This window comes from Vogesella sp. EB, from assembly GCF_001037925.1.
Classification (GTDB): Bacteria; Pseudomonadota; Gammaproteobacteria; order Burkholderiales; family Chromobacteriaceae; genus Vogesella; species Vogesella indigofera.
On the sequence record NZ_LFDT01000014.1, the window covers coordinates 19,266 to 40,503 of the forward strand.

Below are 21,238 nucleotides of genomic sequence, written 5' to 3' on the forward strand. Positions count from 1 at the left end.
ACGTTGGCCGCAGGCCCCGCGGCCAACGTTGGCGCCGCTATTGCTCAGGACGACTTGCGCACCCGCAGATACCATTCGCACAGCAAGCGGACCTGTTTCGGGGTATAGCCTTTGGTCACCATGCGGTTGACAAAGTCTTCGTGCTTTTTGGCCTCATCCGCGCTGGCCTTGGCATTGAAGCTGATCACCGGCAGCAGCTCCTCGGTATTGGAGAACATTTTCTTCTCGATGACCGTGCGCAGCTTCTCGTAACTGGTCCAGGTCGGGTTCTTGCCGGCATTGTTGGCCCGTGCCCGCAACACGAAGTTGACGATCTCGTTGCGGAAGTCTTTCGGGTTGGAGATGCCGGCCGGTTTCTCGATCTTTTCCAGTTCGGCGTTGAGCGAATTGCGGTCAAAGCTTTCGCCGGTATCCTGGTCGCGGTACTCCTGGTCCTGAATCCAGTAGTCGGCAAAGGTCACGTAACGGTCAAAAATGTTCTGGCCGTACTCGGAGTAGCTTTCCAGATAGGCGGTCTGGATTTCCTTGCCGATAAATTCGACATACTTCGGCGCCAGAAACTCCTTGATGAAGGTGAGATATTTCTGCTCCAGCTCCGGCGGGAACTGCTCGCGCTCGACCTGCTGCTCCAGCACGTAGAGCAGGTGTACCGGGTTGGCCGCCACCTCGGTGTGGTCGAAGTTGAACACCTTGGACAGGATCTTATAGGCGAAGCGGGTCGACAGCCCGCTCATGCCTTCGTCGACGCCGGCAAAATCGCGGTATTCCTGCTGCGACTTGGCCTTCGGATCGGTGTCCTTCAGGTTTTCGCCGTCGTAGACCTGCATCTTGCTGAACAGGCTGGAGTTTTCCGGATCCTTCAGCCGCGACAGCACCGAGAACTGGGCCATCATCTTCAGGGTGCCCGGTGCGCACGGTGCGCCGCCCAGTGACGAGTTGCGGATCAGCTTGTCGTAGATGCGGGTTTCGTCGGTGACGCGCAGGCAGTACGGCACCTTGACGATGTAGATACGGTCGAGGAAGGCCTCGTTGTTCTTGTTGTTGCGGAACTGCTTCCATTCGCTCTCGTTGGAGTGGGCGAGGATGATGCCGTCAAACGGAATGGCGCCAAAGCCTTCGGTGCCCTTGAAGTTGCCCTCCTGGGTGGCGGTCAACAGCGGGTGCAGCACCTTGATCGGCGCCTTGAACATTTCCACGAATTCCAGCAGCCCCTGGTTGGCCAGGCACAGGCCGCCGGAGTAGCTGTAGGCATCCGGGTCATCCTGGGCGTAGCTTTCCAGCTTGCGGATATCGACCTTACCCACCAGCGAGCTGATGTCCTGGTTGTTTTCGTCGCCCGGTTCGGTTTTGGCCACCGCCACCTGTTTCAGCACCGAGGGATAACGCCGCACCACGCGGAACTGGCTGATGTCGCCGTTGAACTCGTGCAGCCGCTTCACCGCCCACGGGCTGGGAATGCCACGCAGGTAGCGACGCGGAATGCCGTACTGCTCTTCCAGGATCGGGCCGTCCTCGTCGTAGTTGAACAGCCCCAGCGGCGATTCGTTGACCGGGCTGCCCTTGATGGCATAGAACGGCACCCGTTCCATCAGCTCTTTCAGCTTCTCGGCGATGGAGGATTTGCCGCCGCCGACCGGCCCCAGCAGATAGAGAATCTGCTTCTTCTCTTCCAGGCCTTGCGCGGCATGGCGGAAGTAGGACACCACCTGCTCCACCACTTCTTCCATGCCGTAAAAGTCACGGAATGCCGGGTAAACACGGATGATCTTGTTGCTGAAGATGCGTGACAGGCGGGGATCATGACGGGTATCGACCACTTCCGGCTCGCCCACTGCCATCAGCATGCGTTCGGCCGCAGACGCATAGGCTGTGCGATCCTGCTTGCACAGTTCCAGATACTCCTGAATGGTCAATTCTTCTTCGCGAGTGCGATCGAAACGGGAAGCGAAACTGCTGAAGATGTCGGGGCTCATGGCTTAACCCTCCTGCTGGAGGCAAGCGGAGCGGGAACGGTGCCAATCGCACCGTTCTTCCCCCTTGCCAAGTTATCAGTGGACTAACAAGCTGCATCTGTTTTTTTGGGTATAGCACAGTAGCGCTGCTGCAAATAAAAAAAGCCGCCATTCCAGCGACTTTTTTAGTACAAGCAATTTATGCAGGTGAATTAACTAGCGTTTGATAATTTTTGCACCGATTTCATACAGCTTGCCGCGCTCCACTTCATTGCAGCGGCGCACCTCCACCACGGTTTCGAACGGCTTGCTGTACACCGCGCCGACCGGCGGCACGATGATGGTGACTTCCAGAATTTCGCCGAATTGCGGCACGAACGCGGAGCGGATGGCGAGGCCATCCACCGACAGATCCACGCATTCGCCATAGTGGGTTTCGCCGGTATGGCGCGATTTCATCTTGGCACGGCAGCCCATGCGCAGGCGTTTGCCGCCACGACGCTCGTGATGTGCGTCAAAGGGCTTCACAGCGCAGCTCCCCGCGTTGCCATGCGGCCAACCAGTGCAGGCCGACCAGGCTCTTGCTATCGCAGATACGGCCATCCAGTGTCATCGTCATTACCTCGGCCAGTGGCACAGTCAGCACTTCCAGAAATTCGCCCTCATCCAGCTGTCGCTCGCCGGCGGTCAGCGCGGTCGCCAGATAATAGTGAATCACTTCATCAGAATAGCCGATGCACGGATACGCCTTGCCCAGATAAAACCAGTTGGCCGCCCGGTAACCGGTTTCTTCCAGCAGTTCGCGCTTGGCGGTCGCCAGCGGCGCCTCCTGCGGATCGATCTTGCCGGCCGGGATCTCCAGAAAAGTGCGCGCCAGCGGATAGCGGAACTGGCGCTCCAGCAGCAGCTTGCCGTCATCGGATAGCGCCAGCACCGCCACCGCACCAGGGTGACGGATGTACTCGCGCCACGCAGGGCTACCATCCGGCAATGCCACGCTATCGCGCTGCACCTTGATGAAGCCGCCGCTGAACACCTGCTCGCCGGCCAGTTTCTTTTCAGTCAGATCCACGAACTTCCTTTCGCTTGCGCCACTGTCGCAACACGGCACATTGCCATAACAACATCACGATAACATATCCGCCAAGGCCCAAGGCCAGTCCCAGCGCCGGCACCCCCACCACTAGCGGCCACCCCATATGCATGGTCCACTCCAGCACCGCATGCTGCCATTGCCACAGGTGCTCGCCATCGAATACCGGGAATGGCGGCATCACCAGCTCACCATTGAGGCCCAGCAGCAGCTTGCCCAGTTCGAAGGCCAGGTAGTACAGCGGCAGATAGGTCAGCGGGTTGGTATACAGCGTGCAGGCCAGCGCCACCGGCAGGTTGATGCGAAAAAGCAACGCCAGCAGCGCTGCCGTCAGCATCTGCGTCGGCCCCGGCATCAGCCCGGAAAACAGGCCGACCGCCACCGCCAGCGCCACCTTGCGCCGCTGCAGGCTCCACAGCGCGGGATGGCCCAGATACGGGGCCAGCGGCCGCAGCAGGGCCGAATTGGCCAGCCACTCTCCCGGGTGCGGCATACGCCGCAATAACCAGCGTTTGACACTCATCGCTAACCCGCGTCCTTTCCGTGACCGGCAGCGCCGCGCCGGTCAATAAAAATAAAACAAGCGTTTGACTTAAACGGACGTCGCTGTGCACACTACGCCCCAGCACACGGTTTTGTGCCGCCACCCCAATACGACACGAGAGACGACCCGTTGCATCCGGGCCGTGCATTAATACGGAGACCATCATGCCCGCTTATCAAGCACCGCTGCGCGATTTCGACTTTGTCCTGAACGAGCTGATCAAAGTTCAGGATACCCTGCCCTCGCTGCCGGGTTATGAAGAAGCCACGCAGGACATTTTCTCGTCTTATCTGGAGGCGGCGGCACAATTCTGCGAAAACGAACTGGCGCCGCTGAACCGTCCGGCCGACGAAGAAGGCTGCACCTTCGACGCCGCCACCAAGTCGGTCACCACCCCGGTCGGCTTCAAGGAGGCGTACAAGCAGTTCTGCGAGCTGGGCTTCACCGCACTGGACTGCGACCCGGCCTACGGCGGCCAAGGCATGCCCAAGACGCTGTCGTTCCCGATCATCGAGATGCAGTGCTCGGCCAACGTGGCGTGGTCGATGTATCCCGGCCTGAGCCACGGCGCCTATTCCGCCATCCACGCCCACGGCAGCGACGAGCAGAAAGCCAGCTACCTGCCGCATCTGGTCGATGGCAGCTGGACCGGCACCATGTGCCTGACCGAGCCGCACTGCGGCACCGATCTCGGCCTGCTGAAAACCAAGGCCGAACCCAACGGCGACGGCAGCTACAGCATCAGCGGTACCAAGATCTTCATCTCCGCCGGCGAGCACGACATGGCCGACAACATCATCCACCTGGTGCTGGCACGCTTGCCGGATGCACCGAAGGATGTGAAGGGCATCTCGCTGTTCATCGTGCCGAAATTCCACGCCGACGGCAGCCGCAACAGCGTGTACTGCGGCAGCCTGGAACACAAGATGGGCATCAAGGCCAACGCCACCGCGGTGATCAACCTCGACGGCGCCCGCGGCTATCTGATCGGCGAAGCCAACAAGGGCCTGGCCTGCATGTTCACCATGATGAACGCCGCCCGCCTCGGCTGCGGCATGCAGGGCCTGGGCCTCGGCGAAGCCGCGTTCCAGGGCGCGCTGAGCTATGCCAAAGACCGCCTGCAGATGCGCGCCATGGCCGGCGCCAAGTTCCCGGAAAAGGCCGCCGACCCGATCATCGTGCACCCGGACGTGCGCCGCATGCTGCTGACGCAGAAGGCCTACACCGAAGCCGGCCGTGCGCTGGCCGCGCTGCTGGCGCTGCAGCTGGACATCGAAGAGAAGCATCCGGATGCCGACGCGCGACAGGATGCCGCCGACCTGGTGGCGCTGCTGACCCCGGTGGCCAAGGCGTTCATGACCGACAACGGCTACACCGCGGCCAACCTTGGCATGCAGGTATTCGGCGGCCACGGCTTCATCCGCGAATGGGGCATGGAACAGCTGGTGCGCGACTGCCGCATCTCGCAGATCTATGAAGGCACCAACGGCATCCAGGCCATCGACCTGCTCGGCCGCAAGGTGCTACTGGATCAGGGCCAGAAGCTGCGCAAGTTCACCAAGCAGATCCACAAGTTCTGCCAGGCCAACGAAGGCAACGCGCAGCTGGCCGAGTTCGTCGCCCCGCTGGCCAAGCTGCTGAAAGACATCGGCGACATCACCATGGGCATCGGCATGGCGTCGATGAAGGACCGCGACGAAGCCGGCGCCGCCGCCAGCGACTACCTGCGCCTGCTCGGTCACCTGACCTACGGCTGGCTGTGGGCGCGGATGGCGGAAGTGGCCTACGCCAAGCTGGAAACCGGTGGCGACGACTTCTACAAGGCCAAGATCGCCACCGCCCGTTTCTACTTCGCCAAGCTGCTGCCGGAAGTGGAGGCACTGAAAGCCACCATCAAGGGCGGCGCCAAGCCGCTGATGACGCTGGCGGACGAGCACTTCGCCTTCTGATCGCGCACTGCTGGCGGTCACGACAAAAGGCAGCCTGCGGGCTGCCTTTTTTGCGTCCGGCTCACGGCAAACAACGGCAGTCGCGGAAAAAAGCACTATAACGTCAAGGAGATAGTCACGCCGCAGTCGGGCGTGGCCGCCAGTCATGCCGTGCCAGCCTGCGGGAGTTTGCCATGTCCTTGTTTGCCACCCCGGGGATGTCGTCACTGACCCCCGCCGCCCAAAACAGCCAGGCCAGCAGCGCGCCCGGCCGCCTCAACAAGCCGTCGGCGCTGGAGCGCAGCGCGCGCGACGAGATGAACGCCCAGCTGATCGACAATCTGAACGTGTCGATCGGTGCCGGCAACAAGTCGCAGCAACTGCTGTATCGCAGCGCCATCGACAAGATTAACGAGCTGCTGGCACCGGAGTTCGGCGCCGATGCGCTGCAGGCTGCTGCCAGCAAGCAGGACAACAGCGCGGAGGCGACCGCCGAGCGCATCCTGTCGCTGTCGCTCGGCTTTTATGACGCCTACGCGCAGCAGCATCCGGAAATGAGCGAGGAAGAGCGGGCCAGCAGTTTCGTCGCGCTGGTGCGCGGCGGCTTCGAACAGGGTTTCAACGAGGCGAAGGAAATTCTGGACGGGCTGAAGGTGCTGGGCGGCGACATCGCCAGCGGCATCCAGCAGACCTTTGAACTGGTGCAAAAGGGCTACGACGACTTCCTCGCCAGCAAACTGCCGGCCACCACCACTGACAGCAGTGCCTGACGGCTGATCGCTTGCTCGCATCCATCAGAAAAAGCGTTGCGGCCAACCTTGCCAGGTTGGCCGCAACGCTTTTGGCACAGCAGAAAGCTATCGTCGTCACACGCCGTGACGGCGGAACCACTGCAGCATGCGGCGCCAGCCGTCCTCGGCCGACGGCGCGTGGTAGCTGGGTCGGTAGTCGGCATTGAAGGCGTGACCGGCATCGGGGTAGACCACGAATTCGCTGCCGCTGCTGCCCTGCTGCAAGGCAGTCTTCATCGTCGCCACGCTGTCCAGCGGGATGCCGCTATCCTTGCCACCATACAGCCCCAGTACCGGCACCTTCAGCTGTGGCGCCACCGCCACCGGATGGCGCGGCGTCAGCGCCGTCTCCTGCCCCAGCAGCCGGCCATACCAGGCGGCACCGGCCTTGATCCGCGGGTTGTGCGCGGCGTAGAGCCAGGTGATGCGCCCACCCCAGCAGAAGCCGGTGATCGCCGCACGCGTGCTGTCGCCACCCAGCACCCGAGCGTACTCGAGGCAGGCGTCCAGATCGGCCAGCACCTGCGCGTCCGGCACCTTGCTGACCACGTTGGCGATCAGCGTGGCGGTGTCGGGATAGCCGCGGGCGTCGCCCTGGCGCAGGAACAGTTCCGGCGCGACGGCGAGATAGCCCTGCTTGGCCAGGCGGCGGCAGACATCCTGGATGTGCTCGTGTACCCCGAAGATCTCCTGCACCACCAGCACCACCGGCCACTGGCTGCCATGCGCCGGGCGCGCGGCGTACAGCAGCAGATCGGGGCCGGCCTTGTGCCAGCCGGCGACCAGGCCGTCGCTGTCGGTGTGGATGGTGGCGGCGGTCACCGGCTGCACCGCGAGGGCAAAGCCGCCGGCCAGCACGGCGGAAATCAGCAGGCGGCGCTGCGAATCGACCTCATCCGGCAGCGGCAAGAGATCGGCTTGTTCCTGAGACATGGGCTGCTCCTTGGGTTCAGTGGCGGCGATGCCCGCTGCATCGCCGTCCTGCTACAGAGCCAAGCATAGCGAGTAAAGTTCAGTGTCGCTGCCGGAAAGACGGCCGCGTCAGGCGCCGCCTTTTTGCTGGCGATAGGCAACCACGGTCTGCACCAGATCGGCGATTGAGCGCACCCCCATCTTGTCCATCATCTTGCCGCGATGCGCCTCGACGGTCTTGATGCTGATACCGAGGTCGTCGGCAATCACCTTGTTCATCTTGCCCTCGATCACCCGCTCCAGCACCTCGCGCTCGCGCGTGGTCAGCGTCTGCAATCGCGTCTCGCACTGCTGCGCCAGCGTGGTGGTCTGCTGCAGGCTGGCCGCCGCTTCCAGCGCGCTGTTCACCGCCAGCAGCAGCGCCTCCTGGTTGAACGGTTTTTCCAGGAAATCATAGGCGCCGCGCTTTACCGCCTGCACCGCCATCGGCACATCGCCGTGGCCGGTAATGAAGATCACCGGCCAGCGATTGCCGCGTGCCTGCAGCTCTTCATACAGCTCCAGCCCGCTCATGCCCGGCATGCGGATGTCGAGGATCAGGCAGCCGACACTCAGCTCCGGGCGGAAGCCGGCGAGAAAGGCCTCGGCATGGTCGTGGCAAATCACACGGTAGTCGTGGCTTTCCAGCAGCCAGACCAGCGAGTCGCGAAACGCCTCGTCGTCGTCAACGATATGGATGGTGATGGATTTGCTCGCAGTCATGGCTCGTATACCGGCAAAGTGAATCGGAAAATGGTACCACCCAGCGGATGGTCTTCCACCGAGAGTTGACCCTGATGGAATTCGACAATCGAGCGACAGATGTTCAGCCCCATGCCCATGCCTTCGCTCTTGGTGGTGAAGAAGGCGTCGAACAGCTGCGACTTGATGTCGTCCGGCACGCCGTGGCCACAATCGACGATCGCCACCTCCACCCGCTTGCTGCTGCTGCGCTGCACGCTGATCTGCAGCTCGCGCTGCTCCGGTGGCAGCTGCTGCATCGCCTCCATGCCGTTCTTGATCAGGTTGAGCAGCACCTGTTCGATCAGGATCGGGTCGACGTTGACGGCGGGAAGGTTGGCCGCAAGGTGCACGTTGATCACCGAGCCCAAGCGGCGCGCCTCGATCTCGGCGATCGCCAGCGCGGCGTCGATGATGTCGGACGGCGGACACGGCTTGCACACCGGCTCGCTCTGTTTCACGAATTCGCGCACCCGGCGCACGATCTTGCCGGCGCGCTCCGCCTGCGCGGTGATCTTTTCCATCACCGGGATCAGCGATTCCGGCGTGGCGCGGCCCTGGCGCAGGCGCTCGACGCAGCCGGCCTGGTAATTGGCGATCGCCGACAGCGGCTGGTTCAGCTCGTGTGCCAGCGTCGACGCCATCTCGCCCATGGTGATCAGGCGCGAGGTGGCCTGCAGCTTGGCCATCTGTTCCTGGTAGCGCTGCTCGGCGTCGTGCTGCTCGGTGATGTCGGTGAGGATCAGCATCTGCGCCATGTCGCTGTCGACCCAGCGCACCGGGCGCGAGCGCTGCAGGTCATCCAGCCAGATTTCCTGGTCGGCGCTGGCCTGCTGCAGCAGGCGGTACAGGCGCAGGTCGCAGCATTCCGAGCTGTCCACCGTCTCCGGTGCGGCCAACCATTCGCGGTAACGGTGGTTGCAGAACAGCAGCTGCTGGCTTTCGCCGCGCACCACCGCCACCGCCGCGTCCAGGCCCTCGATCACCGCGATGAAGCGTTCGTTGGCCGCCTCCAGCATCTGCTGCGCGTGGCGCTTCTCGGTCATGTCGGTCAGTGCCGCCATCCAGCCGGTCTGGTGGCCGTCGGCGTCGATCAGCGGCGAAATCAGCATCTGCGCGTAGAAGCGTTCGCCGTTCTTGCGCTGCATCACCGATTCGAACAGCTGCTGCGACTGCTCGCCGGACAGCGTCTGGCGCAGGGCGTCGTAGTTGTGGTGGGCGATATCCGGCGACCAGTACGGATACGGCGGCAGCAGCCCGATCAGCTCCGCCTCGTCAAAGCCGGTGATGCGGCAGAACGCCGGATTGACGTAGGTGATGCGGCCGTCCAGCGCGATGGCGCGGATGCCGACCACCAGCGAATCCTCCATCGCCTTGCGGAACATGTACTCGTGGCGCAGCGCCTGCTCCGCCTGTTTTTCCGCGGTGATATCGCGGCCGGACAGGTACACCACGCCGGCATCCGGCAGCGGGCTCATCGCCCAGGCGATGGCGCGCACCTCCTGTGCACGGTTGATCACCCGCGTCTCGACGTAGCGGTCGACGCTGCCGGCCTCGATCACCTGCCGCAACAGCAGCTGCGTCGACTCGCGCTCGTCCGGATGCAAGTAATTGAGGATGGAGGTGCCCAGCAGCTGTTCCGCCGGATAGCCGAGGCCGCCGACAAAGGCCGGGTTGACGTGCAGCAGGTAGCCATCCTCGCGCATCACGCCCAGCCATTCGCGCGACAGGCCGTAGACACGGTCGCGCTCACGCTCGGCGTCGACGCGGCGGCGGATGTGGCGCGACAGGCTCATCAGGCTGAGCAGGGTCAGCAGCGACAGGCCGACAATCAGCCCGAGCTGGATCACGCGGCTCTTGTTGTGGTCGCCGCGCACCGGCCGCGCCACCAGCCGCAGCGGCGTGCCACCCAGCACGATGGTCTGCGACAGGCGCGACGACGGCGCGCCGTGGCTGTTGCGCACCAGCGACTGCTCACCGTTGTTCAGCTCCAGATAGTATTTTTCGGCAAACCAGCTTGGCGGCACGCGGCGGATGAAGACATTGGCCTTGTAGATGCCGATCACCATGCCGCGGAACTGGGTGTCGCGGAACACCGGCACCATCAGGTCGAAGCGCCACTCGCCGGATTCCAGCTGGTAGGGCTGGCTCATCACCGAGCGGCCGTCGGTACGCGCCTGCAGGTAAGCCGAGGCGGACACGCCGCTGAGGCCGGAGCCGACGGTGAGCCGGCTTTCCTCGTACGGCGCGATCCAGCGCAGGGTAAAGCTGTTGTCGGCCCACACCACCGCCGCCATCTCCGGGGTGTTGGCGAGAAACTCCGAGGCCTGCACCAGGAACTGGTCCTCGTCGATCGCCTCGCGGCCGATGTCGCGTGCCAGTCGCGACAGCTCGTCCTTGTGCTCGTCCAGGCGCAGGCGCAGTGTCTGCTCCGCCCACAGCGTGTCCTTGGCCAGATCGAGGCGCAGCTGTTCGGTCTCGCGCGCGTCCAGCGTCCACAGCATCACCGCCATGGTCAGGAAGAACAGCACGATGGTGCTGTTGGGCATCAGCCGGTAAAAACGGCTGCGCTTGAGGGACTGGTAAAAGCGTTGGGTTCGCATGGCGGCTACGGGCAAAGGTTGGCCGCAAGCGGGGCCAAAGTGTGATAATAGCGGGGATTGTGACCGCCTAGCCATCAGGAATCCCCCGTGTATCGCACCCTCCGCCTGCTGTTGCTGTGCCTGCCGCTTGCCGCCTCCGCGGCCGAAGCGCTCCGTATCGGCGTCTCCGGCCCGTTCACCGGCGGCTCGGCACCGATGGGCATCAGCATGCGCAACGGCATCCGCCTGGCGGCGGCGGAAATCAACCGCAGCGGCGGCATCCGCGGCCGGCCACTGCTGCTGATCGAGCGCGACGACATGGGCCGCTCCGATATCGGCATCCGCATTGCCAAGGAACTGACGCTACACCAGCGCGTGATCGCCAGCGTCGGCTTCGTCAACAGCGGCGTGGCGCTGGCCTCGCAGGTCCACTACCAGCAGGCCGGCATCCCGGCGATCACCGCGGTCGCCACCGCACCCAAGGTCACCGCACAGTTCGCACCGCCAAAATACCCGCTCAACTACGTGTTCCGCGTCGCCGCCTCCGACGCGCAGCAGGCGCCGCTGATCGTGCGCGAGGCGAAACGCAGCGGCCTGAGCCGGCTGGCGATTTTCCACGACAAGACCAATTACGGCCGCATCGGCGAGGAAGAACTGATCAAGGCGCTGCGCCAGCAAGGGCTGAGCCCGGTCTATATCGGCCAGTTCCGCCTTGGCGAGCGCGACATGATTGCGCAACTGAGCCGGGCGCGCGATCTCGGGGCGCAGGCGATCCTGACCTATGCCATCGGCCCGGAGCTGGCGCAGATCGCCAACTCGCTGGCGCAGATGGACTGGCGGCCGCAGCTGATCGGCAGCTGGACGCTGTCGATGTCCAACTTCATCGACGACGCCGGCCCCAATGCCGAAGGCGCGCGCATGGTGCAGACCTTCATCAGCGACAGCGCCGACCCGCTGCGGCAGGACTTTGTCGCGCGCTACCTGCACACCTTTGGCGGCCGCCGCATCCCGTCGGCGGTATCGGCGGCGCAGGGCTACGACAGCCTGCTGCTGCTGGCGGCGGCACTGCGCCACAGCGCCAGCACCGACGGCAAGGCCATTGTCCGCGCGCTGGAAAACCTGCCCGCGCCGGTCAAGGGTGTGATCACCACCTACCGCCAGCCGTTCTCCGCCAGCGACCACGACGCCATCGACCTGGCCGTACCGGTGATCGGCAAACTGCAGCACGGCGAAGTCGTCCACGCCTACAGCAACGAGCGCACGCAAAAACGCCGTCCCTAGCCCAGGCCAGGAACGGCGTTTTGTATACAAAAATGACGGTTAGCGGCGCTCGGCGGAGTTCATGTACGCCTCCAGCGCATGGCCGGCAGACTGGATGTGGAAGCGGATGAATTCCGCCGCCTCGTCCGCCTTGCCCTCGCGGCACAGCTGCAACAGCTTGCTGTGCTCCTGGTGCGCCAGCTCCATGGTGCGGGTGAACAGGATCTGCATCCGCGTGTAGCGGTCGGTCTTGTTGTGCAGCTGCTCGATCAGCGCCAGCGTGTTCGGGCGCTTGGCGGCACGATACAGCGCCAGGTGGAAGCGCGCGTTCAGCTCGCCCCAGTGGCGGATGTCGTTGCTGACCAGCGCCTGCTCGAATTCCTTCAGCGTGGCCTCGGCGGCGGCGTGATCCGCCTCGTCCTGACAGGGAATGGCCGCCCGCAGCAGCTCGCTCTCCAGCGTGGCGCGGATGTCCAGCAACTCCAGCACGTCATCCAGCGACAGCTTGGACACCAGCGCGCCCTTGTGGTCGATGATCTGGATCAGCCCCTCGGCCTCCAGCTGGCGCAGGGCTTCGCGCACCGGCACGCGGCTGACGCCGTATTCATTGGAAAGGGCCTCCTGGCGCAGCTGCTGTCCGTCGGCAAATTCGCCGGACAGGATGCGCTGGCGCAAGGATTCTGTAACCGCACTGGTCAGGGTCTGGCGTTTGATCGGCTGCAAGGTGGTCATGGTCACGCTCTGGCTATCGGATACATGCAAATGTATTCGATTATACGGTGAATTTCACCGGCCACAAGCGGAAAACAGGGAAGAAATGGAAAAACCCGGCACAAAGCCGGGTTTTTAACTGGGGTGGATGATGGGGCTCGAACCCACGACAACAGGAATCACAATCCTGGACTCTACCAACTGAGCTACATCCACCGCTGAGCGGTGCGCTTCGCCGCATTGCTGCGACAAGGCTAAAAAAGGTGGGGTGGATGATGGGGCTCGAACCCACGACAACAGGAATCACAATCCTGGACTCTACCAACTGAGCTACATCCACCACAGATAAAACTAAAACATGCTTGGCGCACCCGACAGGGTTCGAACCTGTAACCCCCAACTTAGAAGGTTGGTGCTCTATCCAATTGAGCTACGGGCACGTTATGCCGGGTTGTCTGTGGTCGGGGCGGTGGGATTCGAACTCACGACCCTCTGCTCCCAAAGCAGATGCGCTACCAGGCTGCGCTACGCCCCGACGACAGGAGGCGAACTATACGTGGCGAAAATCCGCCTGTCAACACCCGCGGTGCAATAAAATCGAAATGGATGATCCGCGCCCGACAACGCCGCCGTGCGACTGTCGCGGCCACAAATGCCGCACCGCACAAAAAAAGCGCCGCCAACGCGCTAAAAGATTGAGCACCACCCCGGAAAAATGAGAAAATCCGTCTTTCGTTTACATCAAACCTTAATGGTGGATAGCAGCATGGCGGCACAACTTATCGACGGCAAAGCCGTCGCCGAAACCCTGATCAACCGTGTGCGCGAAGGCGTGGACGCCCGCGTGGCCGCAGGCAAGCGCGCTCCGGCGCTGGCCGTGATTCTGGTGGGCGACGATCCGGCCTCCGGCATCTACGTCAAGAACAAGAAACGTTCCTGCGAAAAGGCCGGCGTGCGCTCGGTAGCCTATGACCTGCCCGGCAGCACTTCTCAAGAAGAACTGCTGTCCATCATCGACACCCTCAATGCCGACGACGGCATCGACGGCATCCTGGTGCAGCTGCCACTGCCCAAGCAGATCGACCCGCAGCTGGTGATCGAGCGCATCAACCCGAAAAAGGATGTCGACGGTTTCCACCCGTACAACGTTGGCCGCCTGGCCACCAAGATGCCGCTGCTGCGCCCGTGCACCCCGCGCGGCGTGATGACGCTGCTGGAAGAGTACGGCATCGACCCGAAGGGCAAGAACGTGGTGATCGTCGGCGCCTCCAACATCGTCGGCCGGCCGCAGGCACTGGAAATGCTGCTGGCGCGCGCCACGGTGACGGTATGCCATAGCGCCACCGCCGATCTGGCCGCCGAGGTTGGCCGCGCCGATATCGTGGTCGCCGGTGTCGGCATTCCGAAATTCGTGAAGGGTGAATGGCTGAAGCCGGGCGCGGTGGTGATCGACGTCGGCATCAACCGCCTGGACGACGGCAGCATCTGCGGCGACGTCGATTTCGCCGTGGCGCGCGACGTGGCCAGCTTCATCACCCCGGTACCGGGCGGTGTCGGCCCGATGACCGTGGCCACGCTATTGCAAAACACGCTGGATGCGGCCAACCTCAACGCCTGATCGCAGACCGCATCCGCTTCGACGCCACAGTCTGCCTGCCGACTGTGGCGTTTGTTTTCCGAAAACCAATAACAAAGAGCACACCATGAGCAACAAGCACTCGGCCACCCTGCTGGTCAGCTGCCCCGACAGCCAGGGGCTGGTGGCGGCCATCGCCAATTTCCTGCTGACCTACAACGCCAACATACTGCACGCAGACCAGCACCAGGACGCGGTGGAGAACCTGTTCCTGATGCGGATCCAGTGGGACCTGCACGGCTTCAGCCTGCCAATGGAAAGCTTCGCCGCCGCCTTCGCCCCGATCGCGGAAAAACACAACATGAGCTGGGAAGTGTCGCTGTCGTCGCGCAAGCCGCGGATGGCGATCTTCGTGTCGAAGTACGAGCACTGCCTGGTCGACCTGCTGCACCGCTGGCGCATCGGCGAGCTGGACTGCGACATTCCGCTGATCGTGTCCAACCACGAGGACTGCCGCGGCCTGGCCGAATTCCACGGCATCCCCTACCACGTGATCAGCGTGAACAAGGACAACAAGGAACAGGCCGAAGCCGAGCAGTGGGCGCTGCTGGAAGCAGCCGAGGTGGACCTGATCGTGCTGGCGCGCTACATGCAGGTGCTGTCGCACAAGTTCGTCGAGCGCTACCCGCACTGCGTGATCAACATCCACCACAGCTTCCTGCCGGCGTTTGACGGTGCCAAGCCCTACCACCGCGCCTTCGCCCGCGGCGTGAAGCTGATCGGCGCCACCAGCCACTACGTGACCGAGATCCTCGACGACGGCCCGATCATCGAGCAGGAAGTGATGCGCATCTCGCACCGCGACGATGTCGACGACCTGATCCAGAAAGGCCGCGACCTGGAGCGGGTGGTGCTGTCGCGCGCGGTGCGCTGGCATCTGGAGAACCGCATCCTGGCCTACAACAACAAGACCGTCATTTTTGACTGAACCATGAACCTGCCCCTCATCAACGACGCGCTGGCCATGCTGCGCCTGCAGTTCCAGCCGCTGGCGCACTACCAGTATCCGACCCGACACCTGGCGATGGCCCTGCTGCTGCTGGGGGTGGTCGCCGCCGCCAGCGCGCCGGCCGGCATGGGTGAGCCGCTGAACGTGATCCTGTTCTTCACCGTCTACGTCACGCTGGAAACCCTGCTCTACGGCCGCTTCATGCAGTGGTGGCTGCGCCGCACCAGTGTCGCCGACGTGCCGTCGCTGACCGGCACCATCGTCGCCGCCAGCGCCATCCAGCTGCTGGACCCGCTCAGCAGCTGGCTGCCGGACGACGTCGCCAGCGTGGCCAGCATGACCATCGGCATGATCGGGCTGTGGCTGCTGGTGTCGGCGCTGTCCTTCGGCAGCGGCCTCACCAAGCTGCGCATCCTGCTGGGCACCCTGCTGTTCGCGCCGGTGGCGTTGTTCCTGTCTTTCGTGCTGATGAATGGTGCCACCGGCCTTGGCCTGGTGACGATGCCGGAAGAGCTGCAGCGCGCGCTGCAGCAGGCGGAACAACAGGCCGACGCCAAGCCGGCCGCCGATAGCGTGCAAGCGCAGTAAGCGCCACCAAAAAACCCTGATCCTGCGTTGCGCCGCCTTGGCTCAGGTGCGTAGCGAGGTGTTGTTAGCGACGCTAAACGCTAGCCTGGCTCACGGTTCTTCCTCGGCCGGAGCCAGCAGCGCGGCCACCAGTGCCGCGCGCACCGCGGCCGCCTGGAACGGCGCGGCAAAGCGGCAGTGAAATTCACCGTACCGGTACAGCGCGAAAGCCGGCAGCTGGAACAGCTCGAAACGGTTAGCCAGCGCCTGCGAGCGGGCAACGTCGACATAAAACAGCCGCGCCTCGCCATTGTCCAGCCACTGCGGCAGCCGCTGGTGCCAGCCGCGACAGGCGCCGCAAGCGGGCTGGCCGAACATCACCAGTGCCGTGCCGGCCGTATCCGCCAGCACATGATCGAAACCGAATTCGTCCAGCGCCTGCCAGCCCGTCATCATTCCACCTTGGCGATATAGCGCGCCAGCTTGAGCATGGCGCGCACCGCCTCGCTCTTGGCGCCCTCCTCGCCGCGCAGCTTGGCATAGCGACGCAGGATGGCGCGCGATTCGATGTGGATGTCCATGTCGGCATCCGGCGACGTCACCAGCGTCAGCCGGCTGCCGCCCTCCTGCAACCGCGGCAGACCCTGCGCGATCACCAGATACACCTTGTGCGCGTTGTGCTGGGTGATGTGGTCGAACAGGTAGAGCATGGAATTGATGCGCAAGCCGGTCTGGTCGCGGATCTGGCGGATCAGAGCCTGCGAGCGCAGCTCGCCGCGCTGCGACACGCCGCCGGGCAGGCAAAAACGGCTGTTGGCCGAGGCCGTCATCAGCACGCCATCGGGCAACTCGATGATGGCGGTGGCGCGGCGCGGCAAGGTGGGGCACAAGCGGGTGTCACGTGGATTCCGTTCCGAAACAATCTGCATATTTTTAAAATTCAATTCTCGAAAAATTCAACAAAACAATTAAAAATCAATACTTTCGCCGGCGTGGCGAGCAATCGGCAATTTTAAACAGCCACTTGGAATATCTGCAAACGCCGTATGCATGAAATGACAAAATAAAAAAAGCCCGCGCCGGCCCGCCACACGGCAAACCGCACGCCAGAGCGCCCAAGGCTGGCTGCCCGCGGCCGCTGAAATGCGGCTGCTGTGGCGGCCGTCATTTCGGTACAATGCCGCTCTCCCGTTGCGGCCAACCTTTGCAGACGTTCCGACCATGCCTGATTCCTCCCCTTCCCGCCCGCGCGTTGCCATCATCGGCGGCGGCCCGGCCGGCCTGATCGCCGCCGAAACCCTGCTCGCGCACGGCGCCGACGTCGAACTGTTCGACGCCATGCCCTCGGTCGGGCGCAAGTTCCTGCTCGCCGGCGTCGGCGGCATGAACATCACCCACAGCGAACCGCGGGCGCCGTTCCTGGCGCGCTACGGCCAGCGCGAAGCAGAGCTGACCCCGATCATCGATGCCTTTGACGCCACCGCGCTGCGCGACTGGGTGCACGGCCTCGGCATCGCCACCTTCGTCGGCAGCTCCGGCAAGGTGTTCCCCACCGGGATGAAGGCGGCGCCGCTGCTACGCGCGTGGCTGACGCGGCTGCGCGACGCCGGGTTGCACATCCACGTGCGCCACCGCTGGCTGGGCTGGGACGCCGACGGCGGGCTGCGCTTTGCCACACCGGACGGCGACTGCGTCCGCCACGCCGACGCGGTGCTGCTGGCGCTGGGCGGCGGCAGCTGGACGAAACTGGGATCGGACGGCAAATGGCTGCCGCTGCTGCAGGACAGGGGCGTGGCGGTGGCGCCACTACAGCCGTCCAACTGCGGCTTCGACGCGCGGTGGAGCGCACACTTTGCCGACAAGTTTGCCGGCAGCGCGCTGAAGAACGTCGCCCTCACCTTCCGCGACGCCTGCGGCCAAGCCTTGACCCGCCGCGGCGAGTGCGTGGTGTCCGCTCACGGCATCGAGGGCAATCTGGTGTACGCGTTCAGCGCCGCCATCCGCGACGAGATCAACGCCCACGGCAGCGCCACCGTCCTGCTCGACCTGGCGCCGGACCGCGATCCGGCGCGGCTGCGCACCGAACTGGAACGCGGCCGTGGCGCGGCGTCGCTGGCCAACCACCTGCGCAAGCAGTGCGGCATCGACGGCGTGCGCGCCGGCCTGCTGCGCGAGTGCCTGGACAAGGACAGCTTCAACGACATGGCGCGCCTCGCCGCCGCGATCAAGGCGCTGCCGCTGACGCTGCACGCGGCACGGCCGCTGGACGAGGCGATCAGCAGCGCCGGCGGCGTGCGCTTCGATGCCGTCGACGCGCAGTTGATGCTGCGTGCGCTACCGGGCGTGTTTGTCGCCGGCGAGATGCTGGACTGGGAGGCACCGACCGGCGGCTACCTGCTCACCGCCTGCTTCGCCAGCGGCCGCGCCGCCGCGCAGGGCATGCTGCAGTGGCTGGCGGCGCCGTGAACGCGCATCGCAGCAAGCACTGACGCACCTCACAAAACACTGCGGCCAACCTTGTCACAAAGGTTGGCCGCAGTGTCATTCAGCCCGCGCCAGAGCGTGTTCATGGTCTCGCGCGCTCACGCGAGACAAGGCGAAAACGGCTGAGGAAACGGCGTTTATCCCGATACAAACCAGCATGCCGAAGCCGTTTTCAATGCGGGCGCCTCCTTGAGATCGAGTCGCAGCAGGTCGCGAACAGGTTCGAAGCGCTCAGGCGGCCGCCTGCAGCGCCTGGCGGATGTCGGCGAGGATATCGTCGACATGCTCGATGCCGATCGACAGCCGGATCATCTCCGGGCGCACGCCGGCCTTGAGCTGCTCCTCCGGCGACAGCTGGCGGTGGGTAGTGGACGCCGGGTGGCAGGCCAGCGACTTGGCGTCGCCAATATTGACCAGGCGCGTCACCAGCTGCAGCGCGTCGATGAAACGACCGCCAGCGGCCACGCCGCCCTTGATGCCGAAGGACAGGATGCCGGAGGCGCGGCCGCCCATGTACTTGTCCACCAGCGGTTTTTGCGGATGCTCGGCGCGGCCGGCGTACTCCACCCACGCCACCGCCGGGTCCGCGGCCAGCGCGTTGGCCACCGCCAGCGTGTTGTCGCAGATGCGGTCCATGCGCAGCGCCAGTGTCTCGATGCCGAGCAGGATCTGGTGCGCGTTGAACGGCGAGATGGCGGCGCCCATATTGCGCAGCGGTACCACGCGGGCACGGGCGATGTAGGCGGCGGCACCGAGCACCTCGACATAATTCACGCCGTGGTAGCTGACGTCCGGCGTGTTCAGGCGTACGAAGCGTTCCTTGTGCTCGCCCCACGGGAACTTGCCGGAGTCGACGATGATGCCGCCGATGCTGCCGCCGTGGCCGCCGAGGTATTTGGTCAGGCTGTGCACCACGATGTCGGCGCCGTGCTCGAATGGGCGGCACAGGTAGGGCGACGGCACGGTGTTGTCGACGATCAGCGGCAGGCCGTGACGGTGTGCCTCGGCGGCAAAGGCGCCGAAATCGACCACGTTGCCCAGCGGGTTGCCGATGGACTCGCAAAACACCGCCTTGGTCTTGTCGTCAACGTTGGCCGCAATGTCCTGCGGCCGCGCCGGGTCGATGAAGCGCACGGTGATGCCCAGCTGCGGAAAGGTGTGCGCGAACAGGTTATAGGTGCCGCCGTACAGGGTGCTGGTGGCGATGATGTTGTCGCCGGCTTCGGCAATGGTCTGGATCGCGTAGCTGATCGCCGCCATGCCGGAGGCCACCGCCAGCGCGCCGATGCCGCCTTCCAGCGCCGCCACGCGCTTTTCCAGCACGTCGGTGGTCGGGTTCATGATGCGGGTGTAGATATTGCCCTGCACCTTGAGATCGAACAGGTCGGCACCGTGCTGGGTGCTGTCGAAGGCGTAGCTGGTGGTCTGGTACAGCGGCACCGCCACCGCCTTGGTGGTCGGGTCCGGGCTGTAGCCGGCGTGTACGGCGAGGGTTTCCAGTTTCATTGCTCTCTATCCTGTGGTTATGGTTGCGAAACCTTTTAACTTTATCGTCATTTTTTGTTGCCGCAAAGCGGCATTGCCGATAAGCAATGCAGCAAAACAAAACCCCGCTCCAGGCGGGGTTGTTTGCGACAGCTTACGCTTCCGGCGTGACTTCCGGCGGCGGTGGCGTCACCAGCAGCTTGTCGACACGGGTGCGGTCCATGTCCACCACCTCGAAGGTGAAACCGCCCCACTCCACGCGGTCGGCGGTCGCCGGCACGCGGCCGAGCATGAAGATGACGAAGCCGGCCACGGTCTGGAAATCGCCGGTTTCCTCGCCCTCGATCATGTCCAGGTCGAAGTGTTCCTTGAAATCGTCCAGCGACATCATGCCGTCCACCAGCCAGCTGCCGTCGTCGCGCTGCACGATTTCCTCGTCGCTGTCGGAAGCCTCGGTCGGCAGGTCGCCGACAATCGCCTCCATCACGTCGTTGATGCTGACCAGGCCCTCGATCTCGCCGTATTCGTCGACCACCAGCGCAGTGTGGTTGCGGGTGCGCTTGAACTGCTCCAGCAGCTGCATCGGGCTGATCGCCTCCGGCACGTACAGCGGTGGGCGCACCAGCTCGGCCAGCGTCACCGACTTGTCGTCCAGCAACCGGTGCAGCAGGTCCTTGGCCTGGATCATGCCCAGCACGTTCTCGAAACCGCCCTTGCACACCGGGTAGCGGGTGAACACGCTCTGCTTGATGATGCGCAGGTTGTCTTCCAGCGGGTCGTCGATGTCCAGCGCGATGATGTCCTTACGCTGGGTCATGATCGAGACCACCTTCTTCTCGTCGAGGCTGAAGATGTTTTCCACCAGCTCCTGCTCGGCGCGTTCGAAGATGCCCTCTTCCGCGCCCTGCTCCATCAGCACCTTGATTTCTTCCTCGGTGATCGACGGCTCTTTCGGCTTCTTGATGCCCAGCACGCGCAGCACCGTCTCGGTGGACAGGCTGAGGAAGCGCACCAGCGGCCGCGTCGCCCTGGCCAGCAGCAGCATCGGCGGCGCCAATACAGTGGCCAGCACTTCCGGGTTCTGCATGCCGATGCGCTTGGGCACCAGCTCGCCGATGATCAGCGAGAAGTAGGTAATCAGCAGCACGGTGATGCCCAGCGCCAGCGGGCGGGCAATGTCGGCCAGCAGCGGTACGGTGGCGAAATAGGGAATCAGGCGGTCGGCAATGGCGGCCTCGCCGAAGGCACCGGACAGGATGCCGATCAGGGTAATGCCGATCTGGATGGTGGACAAGAAGCGGGTCGGTTCATCGGCCAGCTTGAGCGCGGCAATGGCGCCGCGGTGTCCTTCTTCTGCCCACTGCTGCAGGCGTACTTTGCGCGAGGAGACGATGGCAATTTCCGCCATCGCAAAAATGCCGTTCAGGAAGAACAGCACGAAAATTATGAATATGTCCATCGGACTGTGGGGTCACCCCGGAAACAAGGAAGCCCCGATTCTACATCAGGGCGCGCCGGATTCAACTTTTTCACGGCCGGCCGGGCGTGGCGGCGAGCGCCCTGC

At 63.9% G+C, this 21,238-nt stretch carries 19 protein-coding genes and 4 tRNA genes; 7 read left to right on the top strand and 16 right to left on the bottom strand.

Annotated elements, in window-relative coordinates:
• Nucleotides 1–44: 44 nt before the first annotated feature.
• The 4 genes from ACG97_RS09770 to ACG97_RS09785 all read right to left on the bottom strand — a co-directional run bounded on the left by ACG97_RS09770 (nucleotide 45) and on the right by ACG97_RS09785 (nucleotide 3,568).
• Entirely contained in the window at nucleotides 45–1,973 is a 1,929-nt protein-coding gene (locus ACG97_RS09770; protein ID WP_047967172.1) for a PrkA family serine protein kinase, read from the bottom strand.
• Between the two features lie 195 nt (nucleotides 1,974–2,168).
• Nucleotides 2,169–2,480 carry a PilZ domain-containing protein gene (locus ACG97_RS09775; RefSeq protein ID WP_238377308.1) on the bottom strand — a complete coding sequence of 104 codons (312 nt, stop codon included), beginning with the start codon at nucleotides 2,478–2,480 and terminating at the stop codon, nucleotides 2,169–2,171.
• Complete coding sequence (locus tag ACG97_RS09780; protein ID WP_047967173.1) at nucleotides 2,467–3,024, bottom strand: NUDIX domain-containing protein; 558 nt, start codon at nucleotides 3,022–3,024, stop codon at nucleotides 2,467–2,469. The genes ACG97_RS09775 and ACG97_RS09780 overlap by 14 nt, the downstream gene beginning before the upstream one ends.
• Nucleotides 3,011–3,568 carry a DUF2062 domain-containing protein gene (locus ACG97_RS09785; RefSeq protein WP_047967174.1) on the bottom strand — a complete coding sequence of 186 codons (558 nt, stop codon included), beginning with the start codon at nucleotides 3,566–3,568 and terminating at the stop codon, nucleotides 3,011–3,013. Before ACG97_RS09785 ends, ACG97_RS09780 begins: the two co-directional genes overlap by 14 nt.
• Before the next feature lie 185 nt (nucleotides 3,569–3,753).
• On the opposite strand from ACG97_RS09785, the gene ACG97_RS09790 reads away from it, so the two are divergent.
• Together ACG97_RS09790 and ACG97_RS09795 are read left to right on the top strand one after the other, a co-directional pair.
• Nucleotides 3,754–5,538, top strand: coding sequence for an acyl-CoA dehydrogenase C-terminal domain-containing protein (locus ACG97_RS09790; protein WP_047967175.1), 1,785 nt, complete (start codon nucleotides 3,754–3,756; stop codon nucleotides 5,536–5,538).
• Nucleotides 5,539–5,711: 173 nt separating this feature from the next.
• On the top strand, nucleotides 5,712–6,287 hold the full coding sequence (locus tag ACG97_RS09795; protein ID WP_047967176.1) for a DUF5610 domain-containing protein: 576 nt from the start codon (nucleotides 5,712–5,714) through the stop codon (nucleotides 6,285–6,287).
• Between the two features lie 96 nt (nucleotides 6,288–6,383).
• Here the strand turns inward: ACG97_RS09795 and ACG97_RS09800 are convergent, their stop codons facing one another.
• From ACG97_RS09800 to ACG97_RS09810, 3 genes are all read right to left on the bottom strand, one after another.
• Nucleotides 6,384–7,241: a dienelactone hydrolase family protein gene (locus ACG97_RS09800; protein WP_082133714.1), complete on the bottom strand. Its 858-nt coding sequence runs from the start codon at nucleotides 7,239–7,241 to the stop codon at nucleotides 6,384–6,386.
• Between the two features lie 108 nt (nucleotides 7,242–7,349).
• Nucleotides 7,350–7,982 (bottom strand): response regulator transcription factor, encoded by a 633-nt coding sequence (locus ACG97_RS09805; RefSeq protein ID WP_047967177.1) that lies wholly within the window; start codon nucleotides 7,980–7,982, stop codon nucleotides 7,350–7,352.
• Entirely contained in the window at nucleotides 7,979–10,603 is a 2,625-nt protein-coding gene (locus tag ACG97_RS09810; protein ID WP_047967178.1) for a PAS domain S-box protein, read from the bottom strand. The genes ACG97_RS09805 and ACG97_RS09810 overlap by 4 nt, the downstream gene beginning before the upstream one ends.
• Nucleotides 10,604–10,690: 87 nt before the next feature.
• Here ACG97_RS09810 and ACG97_RS09815 point away from each other — a divergent pair, with 87 nt between their 5' ends.
• Nucleotides 10,691–11,863, top strand: a complete 1,173-nt coding sequence (locus tag ACG97_RS09815; RefSeq protein ID WP_047967179.1) for an ABC transporter substrate-binding protein — start codon at nucleotides 10,691–10,693, stop codon at nucleotides 11,861–11,863.
• Between the two features lie 39 nt (nucleotides 11,864–11,902).
• Here ACG97_RS09815 and ACG97_RS09820 read toward each other — a convergent pair whose 3' ends face one another.
• The 5 genes from ACG97_RS09820 to ACG97_RS09840 form a co-directional block, all read right to left on the bottom strand.
• Nucleotides 11,903–12,574, bottom strand: coding sequence for a GntR family transcriptional regulator (locus ACG97_RS09820; protein ID WP_047967180.1), 672 nt, complete (start codon nucleotides 12,572–12,574; stop codon nucleotides 11,903–11,905).
• 119 nt (nucleotides 12,575–12,693) lie between these two features.
• A tRNA-His gene (locus tag ACG97_RS09825) sits at nucleotides 12,694–12,769 on the bottom strand.
• A 48-nt stretch (nucleotides 12,770–12,817) separates the two neighbouring features.
• Nucleotides 12,818–12,893: transfer RNA gene (locus ACG97_RS09830), tRNA-His, on the bottom strand.
• A gap of 23 nt (nucleotides 12,894–12,916) precedes the next feature.
• Nucleotides 12,917–12,993: transfer RNA gene (locus ACG97_RS09835), tRNA-Arg, on the bottom strand.
• An 18-nt stretch (nucleotides 12,994–13,011) separates the two neighbouring features.
• Nucleotides 13,012–13,088: transfer RNA gene (locus tag ACG97_RS09840), tRNA-Pro, on the bottom strand.
• Between the two features lie 231 nt (nucleotides 13,089–13,319).
• On the opposite strand from ACG97_RS09840, the gene folD reads away from it, so the two are divergent.
• The 3 genes from folD to ACG97_RS09855 all read left to right on the top strand — a co-directional run bounded on the left by folD (nucleotide 13,320) and on the right by ACG97_RS09855 (nucleotide 15,726).
• Complete coding sequence (gene folD / locus ACG97_RS09845; RefSeq protein ID WP_047967228.1) at nucleotides 13,320–14,171, top strand: bifunctional methylenetetrahydrofolate dehydrogenase/methenyltetrahydrofolate cyclohydrolase FolD; 852 nt, start codon at nucleotides 13,320–13,322, stop codon at nucleotides 14,169–14,171.
• A gap of 85 nt (nucleotides 14,172–14,256) precedes the next feature.
• On the top strand, nucleotides 14,257–15,117 hold the full coding sequence (gene purU / locus ACG97_RS09850) for a formyltetrahydrofolate deformylase (RefSeq protein WP_047967181.1): 861 nt from the start codon (nucleotides 14,257–14,259) through the stop codon (nucleotides 15,115–15,117).
• 3 nt (nucleotides 15,118–15,120) lie between these two features.
• A complete protein-coding gene (locus tag ACG97_RS09855) occupies nucleotides 15,121–15,726 on the top strand; it encodes a hypothetical protein (RefSeq protein WP_053068127.1) in 606 nt (201 codons plus the stop codon).
• A 90-nt stretch (nucleotides 15,727–15,816) separates the two neighbouring features.
• On the opposite strand, the gene ACG97_RS09860 is transcribed toward ACG97_RS09855, so the two are convergent.
• Nucleotides 15,817–16,161 carry a thioredoxin family protein gene (locus tag ACG97_RS09860; protein ID WP_047967182.1) on the bottom strand — a complete coding sequence of 115 codons (345 nt, stop codon included), beginning with the start codon at nucleotides 16,159–16,161 and terminating at the stop codon, nucleotides 15,817–15,819.
• On the bottom strand, nucleotides 16,158–16,634 hold the full coding sequence (locus ACG97_RS09865) for an NUDIX domain-containing protein (protein WP_047967183.1): 477 nt from the start codon (nucleotides 16,632–16,634) through the stop codon (nucleotides 16,158–16,160). Before ACG97_RS09865 ends, ACG97_RS09860 begins: the two co-directional genes overlap by 4 nt.
• Before the next feature lie 292 nt (nucleotides 16,635–16,926).
• Here ACG97_RS09865 and ACG97_RS09870 point away from each other — a divergent pair, with 292 nt between their 5' ends.
• Entirely contained in the window at nucleotides 16,927–18,171 is a 1,245-nt protein-coding gene (locus ACG97_RS09870) for a TIGR03862 family flavoprotein (RefSeq protein ID WP_047967184.1), read from the top strand.
• 249 nt (nucleotides 18,172–18,420) lie between these two features.
• Here ACG97_RS09870 and ACG97_RS09875 read toward each other — a convergent pair whose 3' ends face one another.
• Both ACG97_RS09875 and ACG97_RS09880 read right to left on the bottom strand, forming a co-directional pair.
• A complete protein-coding gene (locus tag ACG97_RS09875) occupies nucleotides 18,421–19,695 on the bottom strand; it encodes an O-acetylhomoserine aminocarboxypropyltransferase/cysteine synthase family protein (protein ID WP_047967185.1) in 1,275 nt (424 codons plus the stop codon).
• Between the two features lie 133 nt (nucleotides 19,696–19,828).
• On the bottom strand, nucleotides 19,829–21,133 hold the full coding sequence (locus ACG97_RS09880) for a hemolysin family protein (RefSeq protein WP_047967186.1): 1,305 nt from the start codon (nucleotides 21,131–21,133) through the stop codon (nucleotides 19,829–19,831).
• Nucleotides 21,134–21,238: the final 105 nt, after the last annotated feature.